Below are 24,884 nucleotides of genomic sequence, written 5' to 3' on the forward strand. Positions count from 1 at the left end.
CGCCGTCGCCGGATCTCACCCGCTCACGGACTCCTCGTGGCTCACGAACTCCGCGCGGCGAGGAGCAGTCGCCGGGCCTTGCCGCGGTAGCGGAGGACCTGGAGCGCGCCCAGTGCCCAGATGGGGTACTGCGCGGCGAGAGCCACCCGGAAGGTGTCCAGGGTGGTCTCTCCCATCAGGTCCAGGATGATCCCGACAACGGCGATCAGGGTCATCGACGCGACGAACCCGCCGCCGTTGACGATGCCGCTGGCCGCGCCGATCCTGGCGGCGGGGTTGAAGGTCCTGGCGTAGTCGAAGCCGATCATCGACCCGGGGCCGTTGGTCGCCAGGACCACCATGAGCAGCGCGAGCAGCCAGAGCGGCGCCCGCCCAGGCCAGGCCAGCACGGCGGTCCACGTGCCGGCCGTGCTCCCGACCACGAGGAACACCATCCGGGACCGGTGGTAGGGGAAGCGGCCCGCGAGATAGCCGAGCAGCGGCCCGCAGACCATGCCGCACAGGGTCAGCGTGGTCAGCAGCACACCCGCCGTCGCGGGGGACAGCCCCTGGCCCTGGACCAGGAACGGATACCCCCACAGCAGCAGGAACGACGCGGCCGAGCACTGCGTCGCCGCGTGGGTCCACATGCCGAGCCGGGTGCCGGGCTCGGCCCAGGCGGCTCCCAGGCTCGGCCGGTGCTCGGCCGGGCCGGGGCGGGAGTCGCGCAGCACCGTGAGCAGCAGGAGGGCCGAGAGCACGCCCAGCACGGCGGCGCCCAGGAAGGTGGGGGTCCAGCCGTAGGCGTGCAGGGACTGGATCAGCGGAACCGCGGAGGCGATCGCGCCGACCTGCCCGATCAGGCCGGTGAGCTGCACCATCACCGGATTGCGGTGGGGCGGGAAGTGGACGTTGACGAGCCGGATCACGCTGATGAACGTCATCGCGTCGCCGCAGCCGATCAACGCCCTGCCCGCGATTCCCGGCAGGAGCCCCTCGGCCAGTGCGAAGACCAGCTCGCCGCAGGCCATCACGACCGCTCCGACGACCAGCATCCGCTTCGAGCCGACCCTGTCGACCAGCACCCCGACCGGCACCTGCATGACCGCGTAGACCAGCAGCTGCAGCATCGCCAGGGTGGAGAGCCCGGCCGCGCCGACGTCCAGCCGCGCCGCGGCCTCGATGCTGGAGACGCCCAGGGACTGACGGTGGAAGATCGCGATGACGTAGGCCAGAACACCGACGGCCCAGAAGATCCCTGCCGTGGACCGTGGAGTCATGAGGTAAATATTACTTTTGGGGGATTTTTGCGATGAGTTGGGGTTACGGGGCCGCCCGGCACCGCGACCGTCCAGGCCCTGCGAGGCCGTTCTCCCTCTGAGGGCTCACGCCTGCAGGTGAGGGCTCACGCCTGCGGGGAGGCGTCCGAATCCTCGGGTGACCGCTCGTCCCCCCGGCGGCGCGGGTAGCGGATGAGAAGGCTGGCGTGGACGTCCTGGTCGCCGACCGCCGCGTAGACGTGGGGGACGTCGGACAGCCAGCTGATGTGCTCGCCCGGCCCGGCCAGCAGCGGGGAGTCCGCGGGGCCGACCCTGAGCGTCCCGCCGAAGACGGTGATGTGCTCGGTGACGCCCTCGTGGTGGGCGGGTGAGAGCTGCCTGGCCCCCGCCGGGATCATCAGCCGGTAGAGCTCGTAGGTGACGTTCTCGTCCTCGAAGACCTTGAGCAGGACGCCCGCGACCGCGGTGCCCCTGATGGTGGCGCCGGAAACGACGGGGTCGGCGCCGAGGGCGACGGCCAGGGGCACGCCGAGTTCGGCGGTGACCGCCCAGAGCGTCTCCAGGGTGGGATTGCGGGTGCCGTTCTCCAGTCCCGAGAGCGTGGCCTTGCCGACACCGGCGCGACGGGCGAGCTCGGACAGCGAGAGGCCGCGTTCCTCGCGCAGACGGCGGATCCGCGGTCCGACGTCGTGGCTGCCGGTCTCCAGGGCCGGACGGGGGGTTTGTGAGCCGCAGTCCATGAGGCTATGGTGCAGCATGACGGTCGTTCCGTATACGGAACGATTGTCGCGTGTCGGCGCCATGTCCGAGATCTGTGGAAGGGCGGGAGGTCGCCCGGCTGTCCGGCGGGCCCTCGACGGCCTGGCGGCGTGCCGACGCGCCGGCGCGGTGGCCCGTGGAGAGGACGGAAACGATGACACGCCTTCTGCAGCCGACGCTGGCCGGGGTCGTCACCGCGCTCGTCGGCTTCGCCAGCTCCTTCGCCGTGGTCCTGGCCGGGTTGCGGGCGGTGGGCGCGGACCAGCGGCAGGCGACGTCAGGCCTGCTCGCGCTCTGCCTGGCCAACGGCGTCGTGGCGATCTGGCTGGGGCTGCGACAGCGGGTGCCGATCACCATAGCCTGGTCGACGCCGGGCGCGGCGCTGCTGGTCGCGACCGGCGCGGTCGAGGGGGGCTTCCCCGCCGCCGTCGGCGCGTTCGCGGTCTGCGGGCTGCTGATCACCGCCGCCGGGCTCTTCCCCGTGCTCGGCCGCCTGATCGCGGCCATCCCCACCCCGATAGCGGGCGCCATGCTCGCCGGAGTCCTGCTCAACCTGTGCGTCGCGCCGGTCAGGGCTCTCGGCGAGGTGCCGCTGATGGCCGGTCCGGTGGTGCTCGCCTGGGCGCTGTTGAGCCGCTTCGCCCGCAAGTGGGCGATTCCTGGCGCCCTGCTGGTCGCCGTCGTGGCGATCGCGCTGACCGGTCCCGGCCTCGGCGCCGTCGACGTGCGCCCCGTCGTCGAGCTGACCGTCCCGTCATGGAGCTTCTCGGCCATGGTCAGCGTCGCGTTCCCGCTGTTCCTGGTCACCATGGCCTCCCAGAACGTGCCGGGCATGGCGGTCCTGGCCCAGTACGGCTACCGCCCCCCGCTGCGCGGGATCCTGGTCGGCACCGGCCTGGCCAGCGCGCTCGGCGCCCTCCTCGGCGGCCACGCGGTGAACCTGGCGGCCATCACCGCGGCCCTGACCGCCGGTCCCGACGCCGACCCCGACCCCGGCCGCCGGTGGATCGCCTCGGTCACCGCGGGAGTCTCGATGATCGCGCTGGGCGTCGGCTCAGGGCTGGCGACCGCGCTGGTCCTGCTCTCCCCGCCGGTGCTCATCGAGGCCGTCGCGGGCCTGGCCCTGATCGGCGCGCTCGTCTCCGCCCTCGCCTCGGCCCTGGCGGAGCCGGAGAGAAGGGAGGCCGCCGTGGTCACCTTCGTGGTCACCGCGTCGGGGCTGACCCTGATCGGGATCGGCGCCGCCTTCTGGGGACTGGTCGCCGGCGGGCTCATGACACTCCTGCACGCCCGCCGCCGCGTGCCGTCCCCCGCCGCGCCTTCCACTCCTCCGGATCCTCCCGGCTCTTCCCTTTCCGCTTCTCCCGCGTCCTCCGGTTCTCCTGGTTCTTCCGTGCCTTCCTGAGCCTCCGGAGCCCCCGCGACATCAGGTGGGCGATGCTGCCCAGCCACACCACAGGGATCTTGGGCGGGGTCCGCAGCTCCTCGCCCGAGGCCAGGTCGCGAACCGCGAAGGTGTCCTCCTTCGCGCTGTAGTAGGCGATCTTGCGGCCGTCCTGGGTGATGGCCCGTGGGCTGTCCAGCGGTCCTCCTCCCTCGTAGCCGTTGAGGCTGGAGAGCGCCTGTGGCACATGTTCACTCGGGGAGCAACGGCCGCATGAAGGTCCGTTCGTAGCGGAGCACACACCCGCTTTCGTCTCTGATGCGATCGGCCTCGACGAAGTCGGGGTGGGTGCCGAAGAGGCCGCGGTATTCCTCGTAGGCGGCGAGGCTGGGGAAGCTGAACAGGGCGAGGGCCTTGTCGCTGGCGCCCTCCGACGGCAGGAAGTAGCCGTGATGCGTGCCACCGTGGAGGTTGACCAGTTCGATCCAGCGGCGGCCGAAACGTTCGAACGCGTCGATCTTCGCGGGATCGATCACGTACTCGACGACACAGGTGATCATGGAACCATTCCTACCCTGAGCGGCGATCACCTGATGGCTCGAAGGCTCATGAAACGACGATCGCCGGTACGGCGGGCTGCCGTACCGGCGGATCGAAGAGGGAAATCCGGTTACCTGGTCGACGAACGGCTGTGGCGGCCGGCGACGAGCTGGTCGGTCGAGTGCTGACGGGGAACGTCGATGCGGGGGTGGGGGCCGGTGTCCTCGAGGCGGTCGTCGACGCCGTCGCGGTCACGGTCGACCACGGGGGTCGTGCGGTCACGGCCGGCCACGGGGGTCGTGGACGTCGCAGGAGCCGCGACGGGGGCGGAGGGGGTCTCCTCCAGCTTGCGCTCCAGCTCCCGCTTCTCCTCCTCCAGGCGGGCGACCTGGTCACGCGCCTCAAGGCGGGAGTCACGGAGCCTGCGTCGCCGCACGGCCGAGTGCCGCATCCCGGCGAACAGCATCGCGAGGCCGAGCAGGAAGACCGCTCCCGTGATGGCACCCGCGAAGAAGAACTCCAGCTGGGAGAGCTGGATCGTCTGGTCGAAGACCGTGAACGTGGCGGTGCTCGCCGCCGTCGTGGTCTCATCCCAGGAGACCGCGATCACCGTCGCGCCCGCGAGGACGATCAAGAGTAGTCCCAGAACTAGCATGTGACCTCATCTCGGGCTTGTCATCTGCTGTGGTAGTCTCCGCTGCCCCGTGCGGGCGGGATTATTCACCGGCCGCCGACGGTTGGCAGGAGACGTGGCGGAGATCGACGTCGTGGTCATCGGGGCGGGGCAGGCCGGACTGTCCAGCGCCTACTTCCTGAGCAGGGCCGGACTGGATTTCGTCGTGCTCGATCGCTCGCCGCGCCCCGGCGGAGCCTGGCAGTTCCGCTGGCCCTCGCTGACCCTCGGCGCGGCCCACCGCGTGCACGACCTTCCCGGACTGCCGATGGGGGTCGTCGACACCACCCGCCCCTCCTCCGAGGTCGTCTCCGAGTACTTCGCCGCCTACGAGCGGACCTTCGACCTGCCCGTCCGCCGTCCCGTCGAGGTGCGTTCCGTGCGGGAGGGAGAGGGAGGGCGGCTGCTGGTGCGGACCTCGGCGGGCGACTGGTCCGCCCGCGCGCTGGTCAACGCCACCGGCACCTGGGACCGCCCCTTCTGGCCGCGCTATCCGGGCCAGGAGACGTTCCTCGGCAGGCAGCTCCACACCGCCGACTACGTCAGCCGCGAGGAGTTCGCGGGCAGGCACGTCGTGGTGGTCGGCGCGGGAGCCTCCGCCGTCCAGCTCCTGATGGAGATCGCGGAGGTCACCACGACCACCTGGGTCACCCGCCGTCCGCCGGTCTTCAGGGAGGGGCCCTTCGACGAGGAGACGGCGCGCGCGGCCGTCGCCCGGGTCGACGCCCGCGTCCGCGCCGGCCTCCCGCCGGGCAGTGTGGTCGGCGCCACCGGCTACCCGCTGACGCCCCAGGTGCGCGCCGCCATGGAGGCCGGGGTCCTGAACCGTCTGCCGATGTTCGACCGGATCGTCCCCGACGGGGTGGTCTGGGACGCGGGCGACGACGGGGGAGACGACGTGGGCGACGACGGGGGAGACACGGCCTTCGCAGGAGACGTCGCAGCCTCGGGAGGAGGACGCTTCGTCAGGGCCGACGTGATCCTGTGGGCCACCGGCTTCCGGCCGGTCGTCAACCATCTGGCGCCGCTCCGCCTGCGCGAGCCCGGCGGCGGCATCCGGGTCGAGGACACCCGGGCGGTCCTCGACCCCCGCGTCCACCTGGTCGGATACGGCCCCTCCGCGAGCACCATCGGGGCCAACCGCGCGGGCCGCGCCGCCGTACGGCACATCCGCCGTCTGCTCGCCGCGCCGGCGGCGGCCTGAGGCGGGCGGGGGAGACCGCTCGGATGTCCGCGGAGAGCGGGCGCGTCAGGGTTTGAACCTCCGATTTCGGACTAGGGTTGACGGACATGGACCGCACCCGTCTGTACCGCAACGGCGTTCTGGAGGCCGAGGGTTTCCCCATCGACGACGTCTCCGACCACGTCGGGGACAAGTCGGCTGTCGTGTGGTTCGATCTGTGCTCGCCGACGGCCGCGGACCTGGGAAAGATCAGCGAGGAGCTGGGGCTGCACCAGCTCGCCGTCGAGGACGCGCTCCACAGCCACCAGCGTCCCAAACTGGACAGCTACGACACCCACCTGTTCATCACCGCCTATGGCGCGAAGATGGTGGACAGGAGCCTCGACCTCATCGAGCTGTCGATCTTCGTCACCAAGAACGCCCTGGTCACGGTCAGAGAGAACCCCGGGTTCGACATCGACGAGGTGGTCAGGCGCTGGGACGCCAATCCGGAGATGGTCAAGTACGGCGTGCCGTACCTCCTGCACGGCCTGCTCGACTACGTGGTCGACGGATACTTCGACGTGCTGCAGACGATGGACGACCGGGTCGAGGCGCTCGAGGACGACCTCTTCGCCGACGATCCGGGTGACCGCGTGCACATCCAGCGGCTGACCTACGAGATGCGCAAGACGCTGGTGCGCTTCCGGCGGCTCGCGGTGCCGATGCGCGAGATCGTCGGCAGTCTGCTCCGCAGGAGCGTGGAGATGCTCGACCCCGCGCTGACCCCTTACTACCAGGACGTCTACGACCACACCCTGCGCGCCGCAGAGTGGACCGACTCCCTGCGCGAGCTGGTGGGCAACGTCAGGGAGGCCCACATCAACCAGCAGGGGTTCAGGCTCAACGACATCATGAAGAGGATCACGAGTTGGGCGGCCATCATCGCGGTGCCCACGATGATCACCGGTTACTACGGCCAGAACGTCCCCTATCCGGGCTTCGGTCAGTCGATCGGCTTCTGGACCTCGACCCTGGCCATTCTCGTGGCCTCCTCCATCCTCTACACGATCTTCAAGAAGAAGGGCTGGCTGTAGGCCCCGCCGACGAGGGGGCGGCCTCCACGGGCGCCCCGCCCGCTTCGGCGAACGCCGCCGACCGTGGCGGGCGGCGCGCACGCCGGTTCACGGTCGCGTGGCCAGGTCTTCTATTCTCGGAGGACATTTCGACCAGCAGGCGAAGGAATCCCCGTGACCTTTTCGGCTCTGAACCTCGACGAGCTGACCGCTCAGCGTGACCGCGCCCTGAGTGACTACGACGCGCTCGTCCGGCGCGGGTTGTCGCTCGACCTCACCCGGGGCAAGCCGTCGGCGCGCCAGCTGGACCTGGCCGCCGCCATGTTGACGCTGCCCAGCGGCCACACCGCCGCGGACGGGACCGACTGCCGTAACTACGGCGGCCCGCAGGGCCTTCCCGAGGTCCGGGCGATGTTCAGCCGCCTGCTGCAGGTCCCCGTCGCCCAACTGGTCGCGGCGAACAACTCCAGCCTCTCCCTGATGCACGACTCCATCGTGCACGCGATGCTCGGCAGGCTGCCGGGCTCCGAGCGCCGCTGGGCGGACGAGCCGCGGATCGCCTTCCTCTGCCCGGTTCCCGGATACGACCGCCACTTCGCCCTGTCCGAGCGCTTCGGCATCGAGCTGATCGCCGTGCCGATGGACGACGAGGGCCCCGACATGGACGTCGTGGAGCGCCTCGTGCGTGAGGACGCCCAGGTCAAGGGCATCTGGTGCGTGCCCAAGTACAGCAACCCGAGTGGCGTCTCCTACGGAGAGGAGACGGTGCGGAGGCTGGCCGCCATGCCCGCGGCCGCTCCGGACTTCCGGATCTTCTGGGACAACGCCTACGCCGTGCACCACCTCACGGACACCCCGGTGGAGATCGCCGACATCCTGGCGCTGTGCGCGGAGAACGGCAACCCCGACCGCGCCTTCGTCTTCGGCTCCACCTCGAAGATCACCTTCGCCGGTGGCGGCGTCGCGTTCTTCGGCTCCTCTCCGGCCAACGTGGCCTGGATGACGGGGAACACCGGCAAGCGCACCATCGGTCCCGACAAGATCAACCACCTCCGCCACGTGGAGTTCCTCCGCGACGAGGACGGCGTCCTCGAGCACATGCGCCGCCACAGGGAGCTGATCCGGCCGAAGTTCGAGGCGGTGGACCTGATCCTCACCAAGGAGCTGGGCGGCACCGGCCTGGCGTCCTGGTCCAGCCCCCTCGGCGGTTACTTCATCAGCCTCGACGTGCTGGAGGGGTGCGCGCGCCAGGTCGTGAGCCGGGCGGCGGGGGCGGGCATCGCCCTGACCCCGGCGGGCGCCACCCACCCCTACGGCGACGACCCCCGCGACAGCACCATCCGCATCGCGCCCACCTATCCGGAGCTGGACGAGGTCGAGCTCGCGATCAGCGGACTGGCCACCTGTGTGCGCCTGGTCGGCACGGAGAAGCTGCTGGAGCGGGCCCGGTAGTCCCGAGCAGGCCCGGCGGCCCGGGCGCCGACCTGGAAACCGGCCGGGCGGCGGCTCCGGAGCTCCCGCGCCGGCCCGGGGACACTCCCGCGTCGGCCCGGGGACACTCCCGCGCCGGCCCGGGGACACTCCCGCGTCGCCCGGGGACACTCCCGCGTCGCCCGGGGACACTCCCGCGTCGCCCGGGGACACTCCCGTGTCGCCCGGGACAACGGATGCGGAGTTCGCGCGTCGGCCCGGGCAGCGGGGCATTGGCCCAGCCGGTTATGCGGTCATTGGCTCTTATGGGAGCGCGACGCGCTCCCTAGGGTTGGTCCTCGCGATGTCCGAACCGGACGGGAGGGCGATGCGACGACCACCGTCCACGTCGTCGGAGCCGCTGTCCACGCCACCGGATCGGCGGTTCACGGACCGTCGGCCCGGCGGTGGTGACCAAGGAGCTCCATGTTCAAGCGGATCCTCCCGTCCTCGGGACCGCCGCGGGTCCTCGCCCTGGCCCAGCTGGCCAACTCCGTCGGCGACGGCGCGTACTACGTGTGCTCGGCGCTGTACTTCACCCGGATCGTGGGTCTCTCGCCGACCCAGGTGGGGTTCGGCCTGACGCTGGGCTGGGGGGTCGGGTTCCTGGCGGGGGTTCCGCTCGGGCACCTCGCCGACCGCCGTGGGCCCAGGGGCACGGCGGTCCTGCTGGCCGTCGCGACGGGCGCCGCGGTCGGCTCGTTCATGTTCGTCAGGTCCTTCGCCCTGTTCGTCGTCGCCGCCTGCGTCTACGCGTGCTGTCAGTGCGGCCTCGGAGCCGCCAGGCAGGCGCTGCTCGCCGGGCTGGTGGACAGGGCGAAGCGGACCGAGGTCAGGGCCTACCTGCAGGCGACGGTGAACGCCGGGCTGGCGGTCGGCGCGGCGGTCGGCGGGCTGGCGCTCCACGTCGACACCCGGCAGGCCTACCTCGCGGCCCTGGCGACGGACGCGCTGAGCTTCCTCGCCTCCGCGCTGGTGCTGCTCAGGGTTCCCGCCGTGCCGCCCTCGCCTCCCGCTCCCGCGGGTGAGCCCGCCTTCGCGGTGCTCAGGGACAGGCCGTACGCGCTGGTCTCCTTCCTCAACATGATCACGCTGCTCAACATGCCGCTTCTCAGCCTGGTGATCCCCCTGTGGATCGTGCAGCGGACCCAGGCTCCCGGCTGGACGGTCTCGACGCTGCTGGTGATCAACACGCTGAGCGTCGTGGTCTTCCAGGTGAGAGTGGCCCGGCGGGTCACCGACCTGGCCACCGCGTCGCGGGCCGTACGGCGGGCGGGCGCGCTGATGCTCGTCTCGTGCGCGGTGTTCGCCCTCTCCGCGGCGGGTTCCTCGGCCTGGGTGGCCGCGGCCGTGCTGCTCGTGGCCGCGGGGATCCAGGTGGCGGGGGAGATGACGCAGGCCTCAGGCTCCTGGCAGATCGGGTTCGACCTGGCCCCTCCGGACAGGCAGGGCCAGTACCAGGGTTTCTTCGGCGCCGGTACGGCGGTCGCGAGGATGCTCGGCCCCCTGCTGCTCACCGCGATGATCGTCGAGTGGGGCCCGCCGGGCTGGTTCCTCCTGGGAGGTCTGTTCCTGCTGGCGGGGTCCGCCATGGGCCCCGCGGTGCGCTGGGCGGAACGGACCCGCGTCACGGCGTCCCCCGCCTCCGACGTTCCCCCGGTGCCGGACCCAGGGGTCAGGGACGCGGGGCGAGTCCCTTGAGCGCCTGTCGACGGCGTTACCGGCGAGCCTCCGCCTGAGCCGTCAGGGCGCGCCGAGCGTGGCCCGCATCCGCGCGACGGCCCGCAGGATCTCGTCGCGGTGCTTGGCGTTCTTGATCCAGGCGGGCAGGGCCTCGACCAGCGTTCTGGCCCCGGCCGAGGCCCGCGGGACGCGGTGGCCGGAGCCGTCGGTCGGGACGGGGCGCTCGCGGTGCCTGGCCGCCACGTACTCCTCGAGCAGGTCCAGGTGCCGCCTGCCGTACGCCCACAACGTCCGGCCGCGGCAGGGGGAGCACAGCCACAGCGGGAGACGGAAGTACGGGTCCTCGGGGTCGTCGTAGCGGCCGACCCGGTCGCCCTCCCAGTCGCGGACGTGCCCGCACGCCGGGCAGAGCAGCCTGCGCGGGGCGAAGAGGCCGCGCCCGGGGCCGCCCTCCCGGGGAAGGACCGCGGCCATGCCGTCGCACCGGGGGCAGCGGACGAGGATCTCCTCCTCCAGCAGGCCGTACCAGGAGGCGCCGGGATCGCGGAACCGTTCGCTCACCACCGTGACGTTAGCGCGATGTCCGGGAACGTCCACCGTACGGGGCCGGGTCCCGGCGGCCCGTGTGGCCCTGTTCGGCCTCCCGGCCAGGGTGCCGCGGGTTCTCGGGGCGCGGGCTCCGGGCTCAGGCGCCGCCGGGCCGCAGGACGCCGAGCAGGACGCGGAACTCGCCGATGCGCAGTGCCCGGGCCGCCAGGCAGTAGAGGAGCGCCCCGCAGGATCCGCCCGAGAGCACGACGACGAGCGACCCCGTCCACCCGGTCCCGGCGACGTCTCCGGCCAGGTGGGCGACGGCGGCCGTCACCCCGCCCGCCGCGACGGCCGCGACGAGCATGCGGCCGTGCGCGCTGAGCAGGCGGTGGCCGTCGACCCTGCCGATCCTCCGGCGCAGGACGGCGGCCGCGGCGAGGAACCCGACGGCGTAGGCGACGGCGTATCCCGTGGCCATCCCGGCCAGCATGCGCGGTCCCGGCACCAGACGCGCGGAGACCACCGCGCCCGCGGTCGCGGTCACGGCGACGAGGAGGCTGATCACGGCGGGGGTGCGGGTGTCCTGCAGGGCGTAGAAACCGCGCAGCATGATCTGGTAGCCGCAGAACGGCACCAGGGCCAGGCCGTAGGCGGCCAGGACCGAGCCCGTCAGGGCGGCGGCCGAGGGGTCGGCGTTGCCGTGGGCGAACAGGACGGTGGTGACCCGAGGGCCCAGCACGACGAGGGCGGCGGCCGTCGGCAGGAGCACCACGCCGGACAGCCGCAGGCTCTGGGACAGCTCGGCCGTCACCTGGGGCAGGTCGTGTCTCGTCGCGGCCTGGCTCAGCCTCGGGAGGACCCCGGTGATGATGGACACGGTGACGACCGCGTACGGCAGCTGGAACAGGGTGTAGGCGTTCGCGTGGACGCCGAGCGCGCCGGAGCCCGCGGCGGAGGCGAGCCGGTTGACGACGACGAGCGCCGCCTGCGAGGCCGCCACGGACAGGAGCGTCCAGCCCGCCATGGCCGCGATCCGCCTGGCCCCGACGCCCCTGGGGTCGGCGCGCAGCCGCATCCGGAACCCCGTGCCGCGGGTCGCGACCCAGAGGACGAGCACCTGTACGGCCACGCCCGCGCTGGTGCCGAGGCCCAGCAGCCACGTCTGGCCCGATGTCAGCGTCTCCAGCCGATCGGTGCCGCCGACCGCCAGGTAGGCGGCGGCGGTCGCGATGACGACGAGGTTGTTGGCGACGGGCGCCCACATCGGCGCGGCCTGGCGGCCCCGGGTGCTGAGGACGGCGGCCACGGTCGCCCCCACGCCGTAGAGCAGGATCTGCGGCAGGAAGAACCGGGTGAGGGTGATCGCCGTCTGCCGCTGGCCCGCGCTGAACTCGGACGTGCACAGGTCCACGAGCTGCGGGGCGAACAGCATGGCGACCGCCACGGTGACGCCCAGCCCGTAGACCACCAGCGACAGCAGCCGTTGCGCGTACAGCTCGTCGGAGTGCCGCACGAGCAGGGGCACCAGGACGCCGGTCAGGGCTCCGCCGAGCACCAGGTCGTAGATCGAGTTGGGAAGCGTGTTCGCGGCGGTGTAGGCGTCGAACAGGCATGATCCCAGGCCGAGCGTCGCGACCAGCGCCAGCGTGCGCGCGAACCCGGTGATCCGGGAGACGAGCGTGGCCACCGCCATCGCCCGCCCCGCCCGCGCCAGTCTCGGTTGCTCCCGCACGGTCGCCCCCTGTCTCCCCGTCCCGGTCCTTCCCCGCGCGGGTCCGCCTGTGCGGTTCCGCTCGCGCGCGGGATCGACGGCTCCAGGCGATGATCCCTGAACTGTCGGAAAGACGGGGTGGAAACCCGTGATGTCCCGTCAGAACGGACGGAGGCCGCCCGCGCCGAAGCCGGTCTCGTGGTTCCACAGGTGGGTGCAGCCGGGGCACTGCAGATGGAGGAGGCTTCCGGTGTTGCCGATGAGGTAACGCCAGTGCTCCGAGCAGTTCCTGCCGTCGGAGCAGTCGCCGCAGTCCCTGTCGTCGCGGCATCCCGGGCAGGGCACCCACGCCCTGCGGCCCAGGTCGGCCTGGGGATCAAGCGGCAGCATGCCCGGGCCTCCTGCGCGGGAGGACCTCGGCCGCGACGAGCATGTCGTAGATCTCCTGCTGCCGCTCGTCGAGGCCGGAGTAGAGGAGGTCGTAGGCCTCCTCCTCGCCCCGCATCGCCTCGAGCGGATTCCAGTCCGCCTCCAGCGCCTCCATGACCGAGGCCCGTCGCCGGGCCTCCTCCAGGGTGAGGTCGATCTCGAGGACGACGTGTGCGCTGTTGCTGTCCTGGCTCATGACGCGGCTTTCCGGTGGGATGGAGAACGTGTCACAGGTGTGATCAGCGGGCGGGCGCGTGGAGGGCCTGGGAGAGGCTGGGGAGCGGCCCGGCCTGCGCGAGACCGATGTGGCCGGTTCTTTGCGATCACCTGAACGTTCGTCGGAACGGAACCCCCAGCGGGGGAGTTCTTTATACCTTTATATACCTTATGTCGTTTTCCTTGCCTAGTTCGTGACACACTTCACGACCGCCCCTGTCTCTTTTGCGGCGCGACCTCGGCGCCTGTCGCCTCTCGCTCCCCTGCGGTCGCCGTGCCGTTGCGCGACGAGGGTGGGACGAGTTGACCTCACCTAAAGTTGAGGTTTTAGGGTTCAGGTGTCGCCACCCGAGAACACCGGAGACGCCGGGGCGCTCGCGACGTCACGGCGTCCACGAGGTCACGGCGTCCACGACACCGCGGCGTCCGCGACGTCACGGCTCCTGCGGCCTCCGGCTCCCACGGCGTCACGGTGTTCGCGACACCGTGGCGCTCACGGTCCCGCGCGGTTCCCGGCGTCCGCCGCCGCGGTTCTGTCGGTGGCGGATGAGATCGTTCGAGACGTCGTAAACCTGTTCGAAGCATCGGCTCGGAGAGCGGCCGAGACCCTCACCCCCGGAGACAAGCGATGGACATGGAAGTCACCGCGTGGACGTCGCTTTACCACGCGATGCACGCCCAGGAGGACCGGCGGCCCTTCTCCAGGGCCACCCTGCGGCGCATCGGCGGGTTCGCCGTGCCGCACCGCAGGCAGCTGGTGTGGTTCCTGCTGCTCAGCGTCGTGACGGCGGTGCTGGCGGTCGCCACCCCCGTGCTCGCGGGCCGGGTCGTGAACGCGATCGACAAGGGCGCCGAGGTGAGCCTCGTCGTCCGGCTCGCCGCGCTCATCGCCGTCATCGCGGTGGCGGAGGCGGGGCTCGGGCTGGTGACGCGCTGGCTGTCGGCGAGCATCGGCGAGGGGCTCATCCTCGACCTGCGCACCACGGTGTTCGACCACGTGCAGCGCATGCCGATCGCCTTCTTCACCCGCACCCGCACCGGCGCGCTGGTCAGCAGGCTCAACAACGACGTCATCGGCGCGCAGCGGGCGTTCAGCGACACCCTTTCCGGCGTGGTCGGCAACCTCGTGACGCTCGTGCTCACGCTCGTCGTGATGATCGGGACCTCGTGGCAGATCACCCTGATCGCGCTGCTCCTGCTGCCGGTGTTCGTCCTGCCCGCCAGGCGGATGGGCACCCGCCTCGCCCGGCTCGAGCGCGAGTCGGCCAACCACAACGCCGCGATGACCACCCAGATGACCGAGCGGTTCTCCGCGCCGGGGGCGACGCTCGTGAAGCTCTTCGGCAGGCCCGCGGAGGAGTCGGCGGAGTTCGCGGCGCGGGCCAGGAGGGTGCGGGACATCGGGGTGCGCACGGCGATGGCGCAGTCGGTGTTCATCACCGCGCTCGTGCTGGTCTCGGCGCTCGCGCTGGCCGTCGTCTACGGTCTCGGCGGGTTCTACGCCCTGCGGGGGCAGCTGGACCCCGGGGCCGTCGTCGCGATGGCTCTGCTGCTCACCCGCCTCTACGCGCCGTTGACCGCCCTGGCCAGCGCGCGGATCGAGGTGATGAGCGCACTGGTGAGCTTCGAGCGGGTCTTCGAGGTGCTCGACCTCAAGCCTCTGATCGCCGAGCGGCCTGACGCCCGGCGGGTGCCGGAGGGGCCGGTCTCCGTGGAGTTCGACGGGGTCCGCTTCGCCTACCCGTCAGCGGACAAGGTGTCGCTCGCCTCGCTGGAGGAGGTCGCGACCCTCGACACGCGCGGCGGCGTCGAGGTGCTGCACGACGTGTCGTTCCGTGTCGAGCCCGGGCAGATGGTCGCGCTGGTGGGATCGTCGGGGGCGGGAAAGTCGACGATCGCGCAGCTGGCGGCACGCCTCTACGACGTCGACGGCGGCGCGGTGCGCCTGGCGGACGTGGACGTCCGCGATCTGACCGCCGAGTCGGCCCGTGAGACGCTCGGGATGGTGACGCAGGACGGCCACCTGTTCCACGAGTCCGTCCGTGCGAACCTCCTGCTGGCCCGCCCGGAGGCCTCCGAGGAGGAGCTGTGGGAGGTGCTGCGGCGTGCCCGCCTCTCCGACCTCGTCTCCGCGCTGCCCGACGGGCTGGACACCATCGTCGGCGAGCGTGGCTACCGCCTCTCCGGCGGAGAGCGTCAGCGGTTGACGATCGCCAGGCTCCTGCTGGCCCGTCCCCGGGTGGTCATTCTCGACGAGGCGACCGCGCACCTGGACTCCACGTCGGAGGCGGCGGTGCAGGAGGCGCTCGGTGAGGCGCTCGCGGGGCGGACCTCGGTGGTGATCGCGCACCGCCTCTCCACGGTCAGGGCCGCGGACCTCATCCTCGTGATCGAGAACGGGCGGGTCGTGGAGCGCGGCACGCACACCGACCTGCTCGCCGCGGGCGGCCGCTACGAGGAGCTGTACCGGACCCAGTTCGACCAGTCCGTCGCCGAGGAGCCGGTCCACTGACCCTCCCGGAGAAGGCACCGGCCTCAAGGACATCCCTGATAGTCGGAGCGAACCAGGGAAAATGAGGCGGAGGGCGTGGCGGGCAGGCGGTCGAGTCGTTTCCCGTGATCCTCGCGGCCGGCGGACACCGCGCCTGTCACGGACGGCGCGCAACCATGGTGTGATGACGTCGTGAGCCGCGCCGCAGAAGAGAGCAACCGCCGCATGCTTCGGGCACGGGACGCGATGGACCGCGCCTACGCGCAGCCGATGGACGTCCCGTCCCTGGCCCGGATCGCCCATGTGTCGGAGGCGCACTTCACGCGCACCTTCCGGGCCACGTTCGGCGAGACGCCGCACCGCTACCTGCAGCGCCGTCGTGTGGAGCGTGCGATGTCCCTGCTCCGGGACACCGACCTCAGCGTGACGGACATCTGCTACCGGGTCGGGTTCGGCAGCCCCGGGACCTTCAGCCGCACCTTCCGCGACATCGTCGGACGCTCACCGAGGACCTACCGCAGGGAGGCCGTGGTCACGGGCGTGCCGACGTGCTTCGCGATGGCGTGGATGCGGCCGAGCGCCTGACCGTCCACACCGTCCGCGCCGTCCGTCGACTGAGCGGTTTCGGATAAGTTTTCGGACGGCTCGCTCGGTAGCGTGATGCGCATGTTCAACGCCATCACGCACTCACAGATCTACGTCCTCGACCAGGACGAGGCCCTCGACTTCTACGTCGGCAAGCTCGGCCTGGAGGTCAACACCGACATCGACCTGGGGATGATGCGCTGGCTGACCGTCAGCGTCCCCGGTCACCCGGAGCGCCAGATCATGCTGGAGAAGCCCGGCGGTCCGGCGATGTCCGAGGAGACAGCTCAGCAGGTCCGCGAGCTGGTGACCAAGGGCGCGACGGGCGGTCACCTCATCTTCAGCACGGACGACTGCCGCAAGACGTACGAGACCTTGCTGAGCAAGGGCGTCGAGTTCACCGAGGAGCCCACCGAGCGCCCGTACGGAACCGACTGCGGCCTGCGCGACCCCTTCGGCAACCACATCCGCTTCACCCAGCCGAAGGCCTGAGGGCCGTACGACGGGTCACGGCCGGGCGAGACCACGCGGTCCCGCCCCTGGCGGAGGCCGGTACGGCTACGCCACCTCCGAGGCGGGAGCCGACCAGGTGTCGCAGTCACCGGGGGAGGCCTTGGCGAAGCCCTCCTCCATCCAGTGGACGATGGAGGAGCCCTTGCCGTACTCATGGGTCTTCCAGAGGTCGTCGCCCCCGCTCCACATGCCTGCGAGCAGGACGTGCCAGTCGTTCTTGGGGCGCTTCAGCGACTTCCACACGCTGCGGGTGAAGGCGGCGCTGAGGCACTCCGCCTGCAGGTCGTGCCTGCGAGTCTGCTCCTGGCGCTCCCCGGTGGTGCGGTGGGGCAGTCGCGCGTAGGCGTCCTGAATCCCGGACATCTGCTGCACGTGGTGACCGTACTCATGACCGATCGACAGGAACGAGTAGAGCCTGGACGGATCCTCGAGGATCACCGGGGAGATCAGGAACGCGATGGTCTCGTCCTGGGGGCAGTATTCGGACAGCAGGCTCTTGGCCCACGGCTTTCCGCAGAAGGCGCGAGGCTTGGTGAAGATCTTGACGAGGGGCGGCCTGAAGGGTTTTCCCATTTTCGCGAACTGCGCCGACCACGTCTCGTCCAGGCATTTCTTCACGGTCAGCAGATAACGCTTCACCGAAGCAGCGTCTCCGGCTTTCTGCGGAGGCGTCCGGCATTCCGTGGTTTCGAGTCTCCCCGACGAGTAGAGGGGATTGTCGGTGAGCTCGGGGGAGTTCTCGACGGGGTGCCGGGCGGCATGGGCCGTGCCGGGGAGCAGCGCGCCGACCAGCAGGCAGGACAGCAGAAGCGTGAGGGGAGCTCGCATAGTACGGGGGAGATTAGAGGAGATGACCATGCTCTGTCACGTGATATCCGAAGACGGCGCGCTCGTCGGATCCCCATTCGGTCCAGGACGTCCCCGGCCGTCGGTGAGAGCGGACACCTCGCATGACGCGGCGTTTACCCGGGCTTTCGCCGCCCGCTCCTAGCATGGAGCGGTGACGCCCTTTCACCGATATCTCGCGGAAGAGGTCGCGGTCGACCACGCCGAGGGGCTCATCCCGCGTCGTGAGGCGCTGCGCCGGCTGGCACTCCTCGGGGTGGGGCTGCCCGCCGCCGGCGCCATGCTCGCCGCCTGCGGAGCCGGTGGGGAGAGCACCGCGACCGCGGCCACCCCGTCGGCTCCTGACGCCACGCCGTCCGCCTCCGCCTCCCCGGCGGGGCCGTCCCCCCTGCCCGCCGAGGCGATCACCTTCCCCGGTCCAGAGGCCGGAATCACCCTCCAGGGCGCCTGGGCGGCGGCTGCGGAGCCGAAGGGCGCGGTGCTGGTCATCCACGAGAACCGAGGGCTCAACGACCACATCCGGTCGGTGGCCGGACGCCTGGCCGCCAGCGGCTACTCCGCCCTCGCACCCGACCTGCTCTCCAGAGAGGGCGGAACCGCCTCCTTCGCCGACCAGGCACAGGCCACCGCGGCTCTTGGGCGGGTCCCGCAGGCGCGCTTCGCCGCGGACATGAAGGCCGCCCTCGACGAGCTCGAGCGACGAGCCCCGGACAGGAAGCTCGGCGTCGTCGGCTTCTGCTTCGGCGGGGGCATGGTCTGGCTGCTGCTCTCCTCGCACGAGCCGCGCCTGTCGGCCGCCGTCCCCTTCTACGGCCCGCTCCCCGACAACGCCGACTTCTCCGGCTCCAAAGCCGCTGTCCTCGCGATCTACGCGGAGCAGGACGACCGGGTCAACGCCACCCGCGACCAGGCCAGGGCCGCCCTGAAGAAGGCGGGCCTCAAGCACGAGATCGTCACCTACCCCGGCGTCAACCACGCCTTCTTCAACGACACAGGACCGCGTTACAACTCCGAAGCCGCGAACCAGGCCTTCCACCGCGTCCTCGACTGGTACGCCCGCTACCTGGGCTGAGCCCGAGGGGCCGCGAACGCGCTTCCCGCCCTTCGGGGCGGAGCCGGTTTGGATTTCATTGAATGCGCGACGGGTTTTTCTTGAACGTACGTCATCTCCCCGTAAGAGTTGGTCGGCTCCGACTGCCATAACGTCTGAATTCAGATGTCGTTTCGATGTCGCACGCAATGTCGATCCGGCATTTCATCGGCCCGGACATCGCCGGGTGCGACCAATTCGACATGGAGTGATCTGCCATGACCAAGTTCAGGAACGCTCTCGCGTCGGGCACGATGGCGGCTTTCGCCCTCATCGCGCCCGCGACACTGTCGGCCCGGCTCGCCGACCCCGACCCCATGGGTGAGAACGCCTCGGCCGCGTCCGCCTTCGCCGTTCGGCTCGGAATCGACGACATCGGCGGCGCCCTTGGCGGGGGCACCAACCCCGGAGGCGGCGGCAGTGCCAGAAACAACTGAGGGGGAAAGGCGCAGGAATTCGTTGTTCCTGCGCCTTTCAGAAACCCGGGACTCCGCACGGCGATCACACGTCACCGCGACGGCACCGCGACGGGGCTCGGGGCGGGAGCCGGACGGTCTGACGCCGGAGGCCTCCCGCTTCCCTGACGCGCCGCGCCCGTGGGCGCGGCGCGCGAGTGACAGGTCCGGGTCAGGGAAGCCGCAACGTGACCCACGGGACGGTGTCTCCCGGCAGCAGGTAACGCTCGGTCTCGACGAACCCGTGCTTCTCCGCGAACCGCAGTCCGTCCTCGTTGGACGACAGGATGACGGTCTCGATCACCTCGGCGCCGAGCTCTCGCGCCCGGTCGAGCCCTCGCGCGTAGAGCTCCTCGCCGAATCCCCGCCCGCGGTGGGCGGCGAGCACGCGGGCGATCACCGTGACCGTCGACGTGTCGTCCTCCGGCGGGCGCACCGTGCTGCAGCCCACGAGAACGTCACCGAGGTACGCGACCTCCAGGTGGTGACGCCGGGCACGCTCTCGCACCTCGTCCAGGGACAGGACATGGGTCGGGATGATCACATTGTGGACGTGCCGCCAGTCTTCGAGCGCGGCGTCGCCGTTCGGGCGTTCGATGCGAAGGTCGGACATCGAAGCAGGAAACCCGAACGCGCTCCGGCGCGTCAACCGGCTTTCCGGACCCGGCGAGCAGGACGGCGGCCCCGTCGCCGATCCGGGGTGAGTCCGGGGGCGGACAGGCCGGCGAACGGCAGCCGGGCGTACCGCGCCTGCACGCCGTCGGCACGGTGGCCGAGGATCCAGCCGGCGCGATCACCGGGGGCGGGTTGAAGGGCGAACGTCCTTTCCGGTCAGGACGATCGCCTCTGGAGGAGTCGCCCGGGCCGGGATCCGCTGGAAGCAGAGCCAAGGGGGATGAGTCATGATCGAATCGATCGTCGTCGGGACGGACGGCTCACCTGCCGCCACGGTCGCCGTGAGCTGGGCGGTCGACGACGCGGGGCGTCGGAGGCTGCCGGTGCGGATCGTGCACGTCGTGGAGCACTGGCCGTACGGCATCTCGGCCTTTCCTCCGCCCGGCTGGCAGGAGGCGATGACTCACGCCGGCGAGCAGGTGATCGCCGAGGCGGCGAAGACCGCCGCGGGACGCCGGCCGGACGTCGACGCGACGACCGCGCTGATCGGCGGGACGCCGCTTGAGATCCTGCGCGAGCAGGCCTCGGAGGCCACCGAGCTCGTGATCGGCAGCCGGGGGCTGGGCGGCTTCACCGAGGCCCTGCTGGGGTCGGCCGTCCTGCGGCTGGCGGGTCACGTGCCCGGCGCTGTCGTGGTCGTCAAGGCCGAGGAGAGTGAGCGGCGCGGTGAGGTCGGTGAGGTCCTGGTGGGAGTCGACGGCTCCCCGGCGGGCGAGCCCGCTGTGGGCTTCGCCTTCGAGCAGGCCCGGCTGCGCGGCTGCCCCCTGCGCGCCCTGCGCGCCTGGCAGGTGCCGCCTCACGCGTTCATGCCGGACATCGTCGACGTCGCCGGGATACGGCAGGAACAGCAGCAGATGATCGACAGCTGGCTCGCTCCCTGGGTGGAGAGGTTCCCCGAGGTCAGGGTCGTGCCGGAGGTGACCTGCGCCAACCCCGCGTCGGTTCTGACGGAGGCCTCGGCCCAGGCCGATCTGCTGGTCGTCGGATCCCGCGGCCTGGGCGCCGTCGGCTCGATGGTGCTGGGCTCCGTCAGCCGGGGCGTGCTCCCGCACGCGCGCTGCCCGGTGGCCGTGGTCCGGTCATGAGCGCCCGCTGAGGAGGGGCGTCGGCTGCCGCTGGGCGCGGTCGGGGCCCGGCGCCGAGGACCACACCGGCGGACAGTCCCAGGCCTGCCGCGCCCGATCGGGAGGAGAAAGCCCGAAAGAGCCGGAAACAGGTCCGTCCACTGCCGCGGTCCGAATGCGGTTCACAAGCAAAAAGCCTGGTCATCGTTTCCGATGACCAGGCTTCCGACTTCGGGAAGAACAACTACGTCGGGGTGACAGGATTTGAACCTGCGACCTCTTCGTCCCGAACGAAGCGCGCTACCAAGCTGCGCCACACCCCGGTGCACGCCGTTCTTGCTCGTGCTTGGAAAAGTCTAGCGGACTTCGCGGGTGCTTGCGTCACCCCTTTGGCGGGGCAGCAGTGTGAGGAGGGTGGCCTCGGGGAAACAGGCGAAGCGGACCGGGGCGTAGGGGCTGGTGCCGAGGCCGGCGGAGACGTGGAGGTAGGCGGAGTCGTGGCGGCTCAGGCCCTTGACCCTGGCTCTGTCGATGCCGCAGTTGGTGACCAGGGCGCCGTAGAAGGGGACGCAGAGCTGGCCGCCGTGGGTGTGGCCCGCGAGCAGCAACTGGTAGCCGTCGGAGGCGAAGCGGGTCATGTTGCGGGGCTCGGGGGAGTGCATCACGCCCAGGCGGAGGTCGGCGTCCGCCGGGGCGGGGCCGGCGATCAGGTCGTAGCGGTCGAGGTTGATGTGGGAGTCGTTGATGCCGCCGACGGCCACGTCGAGGTCGCCGACCTTGAGGCGGGCGGTGGTGTTGTTCATGTTCAGCCAGCCCTCGACGGACATGGCGGTGCCCAGCTCCTCCCAGGGGAGTGAGGGGATCTTCTGGACGTGGTCCCCCTTCGAGGTCCGCCAGAGGTAGCGCGCGGGGTTCTTCGGCTGCGGGGCGTACATGTCGTTCGAGCCGTAGACGAACAGGCCGGGACGGGTCAGCAGCGGCTCGAGGGCGTGCAGCAGCGGCGGGATGGCGTCGGGATGGGCGATGGAGTCGCCGGTGTTGACCACCAGGTCGGGCTTGAGGTCGCCCAGTGAACGGACCCAGTCGACGAGCATCCGACGCCCCGGCGTGAGGTGCAGGTCGGACAGGTGCAGGACGCGCACGGGACGCTGGCCGGGCTCCAGCACGGGCACGTCGAAGCGCCGCAGGCGGAAGGCGTTGCGCTCGACGACCGAGGCGTAGGCGAGACCGGCCAGGCCGACACCGAGCAGGGACAGGGGCACCGCGGCTGCTTTCCTCACCTTCTCATCATGCCCGACATCGAGCCGTCCAAAGGAAACTCGGGATACGGCGGGGCTGGTGAGGCGGCAAGATGGACCGCATGAGCGCATTGAAAGACAAGTTGAAGGCCGATCTCACGGCTTCGATGAAGAGCAGGGACGAGGTCCGCACCCGGACGATCCGCATGGCCCTCGCGGCGGTGAACGTCGAGGAGGTCTCGGGCAAGGAGGCGCGTGAGCTCTCCGACGACGAGATCGTCAAGGTGCTGGCCAAGGAGGCCAAGAAGCGCCGCGAGGCGGCGGAGGCGTTCAGCGGCGCGGGCCGTGCCGAGCAGGCCCAGGCCGAGGTGGACGAGCAGGCCGTGCTCGAGGAGTACCTCCCGGCCCAGCTGTCCGACGAGGAGCTCGGCGAGCTCGTCGACGAGGCCATCGCGGAGAGCGGCGCCTCCGGGCCGCAGGCCATGGGGCAGGTCATGAAGATCCTGAACCCCAAGGTCGCGGGCAGGGCCGAGGGCGGCCGGGTGGCGCAGGCCGTGCGCAGCCGCCTGACGGCCTGAGCGCCTCGCGACGCCGCCTGAGGGGCTCGGAGGCGGCCTCGAGGCCGCTCCCGTACGGCAAGAAGCCCTCCCCGATCGCGGGGAGGGCTCCGGTGCGCTGTGAAGGGCTGAGGGCGGCCAGGGGGCCGGGAGGTCAGGCCCTACGGGTTGATCTGGTCGATGAAGCCGTTGTTGTCGTCGTTGTCGTTGTCGTTGTTACGACCGAACCAGCCGCCGTTGCCGTCGTTCTCGATGTTGCCGTTGCCGTCGGGGCGGCCGTTGTCGCCACGCACCGGGCCGTCGCCGCGGTCGGACTTCGGGGGCGGCTTGGGCGCGCACCTGGAGCAGCCGCCGAAGCGGTCGTTGTCCACCGGGGTGAAGGGGGTCGGGTCGACGCCCTTCAGCGCGTCGATCATGGAGTACTTCCAGATCCGTCCCGAGATCGTGGCGCCGTAGATGTAGGGGTAGTACGTGCCGCCGATGGTCACGCCCGTCAGGTCGTGCTTGAAGGCGCCACGCGGGTCGCCGATGCTGACCGCGGAGGCCAGGTCGGGGGTGAACCCGGCGAACCAGGCGGCGGTGTAGCCGTCGGTGGTGCCGGTCTTGCCCGCCGCGGGACGGCCGATGCCGCCGTACTCGCTCATCGTGCCCTTGGTGAACACCCCGGACATGATGTGGGCGGCCGCGTCGGTGACCTTCTCGTCCAGGACCTGCTCGCACTTCGGCTTGTACTCGGTGGCCTTGTTGTTGCGGTCGCGGATCTCGGTGATGGCCATCGGCTTGCAGTAGGCGCCGCGTGCGGCGATTCCCGCGTACGCGGCGGCGACCGTCACCGGGTCCATCTCGTTGATGCCGAGCGTGAAGGTCTCGTACTCGCCGAGCTTGTTGCCGTCGGCCCGCTTGATGCCGAGGCTCTTGGCGGTCTTGACCACGTCGCAGAGGCCGACCTCCTCCTCCAGGCGCATGAAGAAGGTGTTGACCGAGCCCAGGGTGCCGGTGGTCAGGGTCTTGAAGCCGCCGCCGCCCTCGCTGGAGTTGTGGATGTCGTGGTTGGGGTCGCCGACCGCGTTGCCCTTGCAGTCGCGGAAGGCGCCGTAGCTCGGGGCGTTGTAGGCCGAGCCCGTGCTGAAGCCGTCGTTGAGCTTGTAGCCCTTGCTCAGGGCGGTGAGCAGGGTGAAGACCTTGAACGTCGACCCCGCCTGGAAGCCGGTGCCGCCGCCGTGCATGACGTCGCCGGCGAGGTTGTAGCTCATCTGGTTCTTCTTCTTGTTGCGCCCGAAGTCACGGCTGGCGGCCATCGCCTTGATGGCGCCGGTGCCGGGCACGACCATCGCCTGCGCGGCGACCGGCTTGTCGCTGGGCCTGACGAGCTTCTTGATGGCCTTCTCCGAGGCCGCCTGCGCCTTCGGGTCGAGCGTCGTCTTGATCGTCAGCCCGCCCCGCTGGAGCAGCTTCTGCCGCTGCTCGGCGGACTTGCCGAAGATCTCGTTGTTGAGGATCTCGTTCTGGGCGTACAGGCAGAAGTAGGGGTACGGGCTCTCGTCGCAACCGCCCGGGACCGGGATGTCCTTGTAGCCGAGCTTCTTGGCCTTCGCCTCCGCGGCCTCCTGCGGCGTGATCTTGCCGAGCTGCTCCATCCGGGCCAGGACGGTGTTGCGCCGGTCGAGCAGCCGCGCGCGGGCCTCCTTGCCGGCGTTCGGGTCGGTCCTGCTGGGGTTCTGCACGGCCCCGGCCAGGGTCGCGGCCTCGGACAGGTTCAGCTTGGAGGCGGGCTTGTTGAAGAAGCGCTTCGAGGCGGCCTGGATCCCGTGGGCGCCCGCGCCGAAGTAGGCGATGTTGAGGTAGCGCTCGAGGATCTCGGACTTGGTGTACTTCTCCTCGACGTTGAGCGCGTAGCGCAGCTCGTTCAGCTTCCGGGAGAGGGTCTGCTCGATCGCGGCCTTCCGCTCCGCCTCGGTCTCGGCGGAGTTGACCAGCACGAGCTTGACGTACTGCTGCGTGATGGAGGACCCGCCCTGGACGTCGCCGCCGCCCGCGAAGTTCTTCACGGCGGCGCGGAGCGTGCCCTCGGGGTCGATCGCCCCGTGCTCGTAGAACCGGAAGTCCTCGATCGAGACGATCGCGGTCTTCATGACGTCGGCGACCTGGTCGAGCTTCACCGACTCGCGGTTCTCGAAGTAGAACTGGGCGAACTGCTTGCCGTTCGCGTCGAGCAGGGTGGTCTTCTCCGCGAGCGGCGGCTCGCTGAGCTCCTCGGGGAGCAGGTGCAGCTCCTCCGTGGCGGACTTCACCGTCATCCCCGCGCCACCGACCGCGGGAAGCGCGACGGCTGCGACCAGCACACCCGTGGCGACGGCCGCGGCGAGCAGCCGCACCGCGCTTCCGATGCTCCCGAGCGCGGACCCCTGAGCTTTGCCTTCAGCTTGCACGAATCCAAGAGTACGTCGGACGGATGACCCAAACGGTAACGGAACACC

The 24,884-nt window shown here is 70.7% G+C and carries 24 protein-coding genes and 1 tRNA gene; 12 read left to right on the plus strand and 13 right to left on the minus strand.

What is annotated here, in order from left to right:
- Nucleotides 1-41 precede the first annotated feature (41 nt).
- Together PKF00_RS05190 and PKF00_RS05195 are read right to left on the minus strand one after the other, a co-directional pair.
- The gene (locus tag PKF00_RS05190) at nt 42-1,259 is read right to left on the minus strand and encodes an MFS transporter (protein ID WP_271216175.1); all 1,218 of its coding nucleotides are present in this window, start codon (nt 1,257-1,259) and stop codon (nt 42-44) included.
- A 125-nt stretch (nt 1,260-1,384) separates the two neighbouring features.
- On the minus strand, nt 1,385-1,999 hold the full coding sequence (locus PKF00_RS05195; RefSeq protein ID WP_271216176.1) for a helix-turn-helix domain-containing protein: 615 nt from the start codon (nt 1,997-1,999) through the stop codon (nt 1,385-1,387).
- 173 nt (nt 2,000-2,172) lie between these two features.
- On the opposite strand from PKF00_RS05195, the gene PKF00_RS05200 reads away from it, so the two are divergent.
- The gene (locus PKF00_RS05200; RefSeq protein WP_271216177.1) at nt 2,173-3,423 is read left to right on the plus strand and encodes a benzoate/H(+) symporter BenE family transporter; all 1,251 of its coding nucleotides are present in this window, start codon (nt 2,173-2,175) and stop codon (nt 3,421-3,423) included.
- Nucleotides 3,424-3,653: 230 nt separating this feature from the next.
- Here PKF00_RS05200 and PKF00_RS05205 read toward each other — a convergent pair whose 3' ends face one another.
- Nucleotides 3,654-3,962 (minus strand): NIPSNAP family protein, encoded by a 309-nt coding sequence (locus PKF00_RS05205; RefSeq protein ID WP_271216178.1) that lies wholly within the window; start codon nt 3,960-3,962, stop codon nt 3,654-3,656.
- Between the two features lie 110 nt (nt 3,963-4,072).
- Complete coding sequence (locus PKF00_RS05210; protein WP_271216179.1) at nt 4,073-4,597, minus strand: hypothetical protein; 525 nt, start codon at nt 4,595-4,597, stop codon at nt 4,073-4,075.
- Nucleotides 4,598-4,700: 103 nt separating this feature from the next.
- On the opposite strand from PKF00_RS05210, the gene PKF00_RS05215 reads away from it, so the two are divergent.
- The 4 genes from PKF00_RS05215 to PKF00_RS05230 all read left to right on the plus strand — a co-directional run bounded on the left by PKF00_RS05215 (nt 4,701) and on the right by PKF00_RS05230 (nt 10,024).
- A complete protein-coding gene (locus PKF00_RS05215) occupies nt 4,701-5,819 on the plus strand; it encodes an FAD-dependent oxidoreductase (protein ID WP_271216355.1) in 1,119 nt (372 codons plus the stop codon).
- An 86-nt stretch (nt 5,820-5,905) separates the two neighbouring features.
- Entirely contained in the window at nt 5,906-6,874 is a 969-nt protein-coding gene (locus PKF00_RS05220) for a magnesium transporter CorA family protein (RefSeq protein WP_271216180.1), read from the plus strand.
- A 153-nt stretch (nt 6,875-7,027) separates the two neighbouring features.
- Nucleotides 7,028-8,305 (plus strand): aspartate aminotransferase type Ic, encoded by a 1,278-nt coding sequence (locus PKF00_RS05225; protein WP_271216181.1) that lies wholly within the window; start codon nt 7,028-7,030, stop codon nt 8,303-8,305.
- Between the two features lie 444 nt (nt 8,306-8,749).
- Nucleotides 8,750-10,024 (plus strand): MFS transporter, encoded by a 1,275-nt coding sequence (locus tag PKF00_RS05230; protein ID WP_271216182.1) that lies wholly within the window; start codon nt 8,750-8,752, stop codon nt 10,022-10,024.
- 42 nt (nt 10,025-10,066) lie between these two features.
- Here the strand turns inward: PKF00_RS05230 and PKF00_RS05235 are convergent, their stop codons facing one another.
- The 4 genes from PKF00_RS05235 to PKF00_RS05250 all read right to left on the minus strand — a co-directional run bounded on the left by PKF00_RS05235 (nt 10,067) and on the right by PKF00_RS05250 (nt 12,873).
- The gene (locus tag PKF00_RS05235) at nt 10,067-10,567 is read right to left on the minus strand and encodes a hypothetical protein (protein WP_271216183.1); all 501 of its coding nucleotides are present in this window, start codon (nt 10,565-10,567) and stop codon (nt 10,067-10,069) included.
- Nucleotides 10,568-10,691: 124 nt separating this feature from the next.
- Nucleotides 10,692-12,269 carry a murein biosynthesis integral membrane protein MurJ gene (gene murJ, locus PKF00_RS05240; RefSeq protein ID WP_271216184.1) on the minus strand — a complete coding sequence of 526 codons (1,578 nt, stop codon included), beginning with the start codon at nt 12,267-12,269 and terminating at the stop codon, nt 10,692-10,694.
- Nucleotides 12,270-12,407: 138 nt separating this feature from the next.
- Entirely contained in the window at nt 12,408-12,638 is a 231-nt protein-coding gene (locus PKF00_RS05245) for a hypothetical protein (protein ID WP_271216185.1), read from the minus strand.
- Nucleotides 12,625-12,873, minus strand: coding sequence for a DUF6400 family protein (locus tag PKF00_RS05250; RefSeq protein ID WP_271216186.1), 249 nt, complete (start codon nt 12,871-12,873; stop codon nt 12,625-12,627). The genes PKF00_RS05245 and PKF00_RS05250 overlap by 14 nt, the downstream gene beginning before the upstream one ends.
- 648 nt (nt 12,874-13,521) lie before the next feature.
- On the opposite strand from PKF00_RS05250, the gene PKF00_RS05255 reads away from it, so the two are divergent.
- The 3 genes from PKF00_RS05255 (at nt 13,522) to PKF00_RS05265 (ending at nt 16,461) form a co-directional block, all read left to right on the plus strand.
- Nucleotides 13,522-15,405 carry an ABC transporter ATP-binding protein gene (locus tag PKF00_RS05255; protein WP_271216187.1) on the plus strand — a complete coding sequence of 628 codons (1,884 nt, stop codon included), beginning with the start codon at nt 13,522-13,524 and terminating at the stop codon, nt 15,403-15,405.
- Between the two features lie 171 nt (nt 15,406-15,576).
- Nucleotides 15,577-15,969: a helix-turn-helix domain-containing protein gene (locus tag PKF00_RS05260; protein WP_271216188.1), complete on the plus strand. Its 393-nt coding sequence runs from the start codon at nt 15,577-15,579 to the stop codon at nt 15,967-15,969.
- Between the two features lie 81 nt (nt 15,970-16,050).
- Nucleotides 16,051-16,461: a VOC family protein gene (locus PKF00_RS05265; protein ID WP_271216189.1), complete on the plus strand. Its 411-nt coding sequence runs from the start codon at nt 16,051-16,053 to the stop codon at nt 16,459-16,461.
- Between the two features lie 66 nt (nt 16,462-16,527).
- On the opposite strand, the gene PKF00_RS05270 is transcribed toward PKF00_RS05265, so the two are convergent.
- Nucleotides 16,528-17,310 (minus strand): neutral zinc metallopeptidase, encoded by a 783-nt coding sequence (locus PKF00_RS05270; protein WP_271216190.1) that lies wholly within the window; start codon nt 17,308-17,310, stop codon nt 16,528-16,530.
- A gap of 172 nt (nt 17,311-17,482) precedes the next feature.
- Here PKF00_RS05270 and PKF00_RS05275 point away from each other — a divergent pair, with 172 nt between their 5' ends.
- Together PKF00_RS05275 and PKF00_RS05280 are read left to right on the plus strand one after the other, a co-directional pair.
- Nucleotides 17,483-18,400, plus strand: a complete 918-nt coding sequence (locus tag PKF00_RS05275) for a dienelactone hydrolase family protein (RefSeq protein WP_271216191.1) — start codon at nt 17,483-17,485, stop codon at nt 18,398-18,400.
- A 236-nt stretch (nt 18,401-18,636) separates the two neighbouring features.
- On the plus strand, nt 18,637-18,855 hold the full coding sequence (locus PKF00_RS05280) for a hypothetical protein (protein WP_271216192.1): 219 nt from the start codon (nt 18,637-18,639) through the stop codon (nt 18,853-18,855).
- 190 nt (nt 18,856-19,045) lie between these two features.
- Here the strand turns inward: PKF00_RS05280 and PKF00_RS05285 are convergent, their stop codons facing one another.
- A complete protein-coding gene (locus PKF00_RS05285) occupies nt 19,046-19,486 on the minus strand; it encodes a GNAT family N-acetyltransferase (RefSeq protein ID WP_271216193.1) in 441 nt (146 codons plus the stop codon).
- Nucleotides 19,487-19,775: 289 nt separating this feature from the next.
- Between PKF00_RS05285 and PKF00_RS05290 the strand changes: the two genes are divergently transcribed.
- Nucleotides 19,776-20,633, plus strand: a complete 858-nt coding sequence (locus PKF00_RS05290; RefSeq protein WP_271216194.1) for a universal stress protein — start codon at nt 19,776-19,778, stop codon at nt 20,631-20,633.
- A 228-nt stretch (nt 20,634-20,861) separates the two neighbouring features.
- On the opposite strand, the gene PKF00_RS05295 is transcribed toward PKF00_RS05290, so the two are convergent.
- A tRNA-Pro gene (locus tag PKF00_RS05295) sits at nt 20,862-20,935 on the minus strand.
- 33 nt (nt 20,936-20,968) lie between these two features.
- Nucleotides 20,969-21,892 (minus strand): metallophosphoesterase, encoded by a 924-nt coding sequence (locus PKF00_RS05300; protein ID WP_271216195.1) that lies wholly within the window; start codon nt 21,890-21,892, stop codon nt 20,969-20,971.
- An 80-nt stretch (nt 21,893-21,972) separates the two neighbouring features.
- Here PKF00_RS05300 and PKF00_RS05305 point away from each other — a divergent pair, with 80 nt between their 5' ends.
- On the plus strand, nt 21,973-22,428 hold the full coding sequence (locus tag PKF00_RS05305; protein ID WP_271216196.1) for a GatB/YqeY domain-containing protein: 456 nt from the start codon (nt 21,973-21,975) through the stop codon (nt 22,426-22,428).
- 140 nt (nt 22,429-22,568) lie between these two features.
- Here PKF00_RS05305 and PKF00_RS05310 read toward each other — a convergent pair whose 3' ends face one another.
- On the minus strand, nt 22,569-24,836 hold the full coding sequence (locus PKF00_RS05310; protein WP_271216197.1) for a transglycosylase domain-containing protein: 2,268 nt from the start codon (nt 24,834-24,836) through the stop codon (nt 22,569-22,571).
- Nucleotides 24,837-24,884 lie beyond the last annotated feature (48 nt).

The sequence above is a fragment of the Streptosporangium carneum genome (assembly GCF_027922005.1).
In the GTDB taxonomy this organism is placed as follows: Bacteria; Actinomycetota; Actinomycetes; order Streptosporangiales; family Streptosporangiaceae; genus Streptosporangium; species Streptosporangium carneum.

Coding starts and splice junctions, on each gene's coding strand:
- PKF00_RS05195 (WP_271216176.1), bottom strand. CDS start 1,999: ATGGACTGCGGCTCACAAACCCCCCGTCCGGCCCTGGAGACCGGCAGC.
- PKF00_RS05305 (WP_271216196.1), top strand. CDS start 21,973: ATGAGCGCATTGAAAGACAAGTTGAAGGCCGATCTCACGGCTTCGATG.
- PKF00_RS05220 (WP_271216180.1), top strand. CDS start 5,906: ATGGACCGCACCCGTCTGTACCGCAACGGCGTTCTGGAGGCCGAGGGT.
- PKF00_RS05205 (WP_271216178.1), bottom strand. CDS start 3,962: ATGATCACCTGTGTCGTCGAGTACGTGATCGATCCCGCGAAGATCGAC.
- PKF00_RS05190 (WP_271216175.1), bottom strand. CDS start 1,259: ATGACTCCACGGTCCACGGCAGGGATCTTCTGGGCCGTCGGTGTTCTG.
- PKF00_RS05290 (WP_271216194.1), top strand. CDS start 19,776: ATGATCGAATCGATCGTCGTCGGGACGGACGGCTCACCTGCCGCCACG.
- PKF00_RS05270 (WP_271216190.1), bottom strand. CDS start 17,310: ATGCGAGCTCCCCTCACGCTTCTGCTGTCCTGCCTGCTGGTCGGCGCG.
- PKF00_RS05200 (WP_271216177.1), top strand. CDS start 2,173: ATGACACGCCTTCTGCAGCCGACGCTGGCCGGGGTCGTCACCGCGCTC.
- PKF00_RS05230 (WP_271216182.1), top strand. CDS start 8,750: ATGTTCAAGCGGATCCTCCCGTCCTCGGGACCGCCGCGGGTCCTCGCC.
- PKF00_RS05265 (WP_271216189.1), top strand. CDS start 16,051: ATGTTCAACGCCATCACGCACTCACAGATCTACGTCCTCGACCAGGAC.
- PKF00_RS05255 (WP_271216187.1), top strand. CDS start 13,522: ATGGACATGGAAGTCACCGCGTGGACGTCGCTTTACCACGCGATGCAC.
- PKF00_RS05250 (WP_271216186.1), bottom strand. CDS start 12,873: ATGAGCCAGGACAGCAACAGCGCACACGTCGTCCTCGAGATCGACCTC.
- PKF00_RS05280 (WP_271216192.1), top strand. CDS start 18,637: ATGACCAAGTTCAGGAACGCTCTCGCGTCGGGCACGATGGCGGCTTTC.
- PKF00_RS05285 (WP_271216193.1), bottom strand. CDS start 19,486: ATGTCCGACCTTCGCATCGAACGCCCGAACGGCGACGCCGCGCTCGAA.
- PKF00_RS05245 (WP_271216185.1), bottom strand. CDS start 12,638: ATGCTGCCGCTTGATCCCCAGGCCGACCTGGGCCGCAGGGCGTGGGTG.
- PKF00_RS05210 (WP_271216179.1), bottom strand. CDS start 4,597: ATGCTAGTTCTGGGACTACTCTTGATCGTCCTCGCGGGCGCGACGGTG.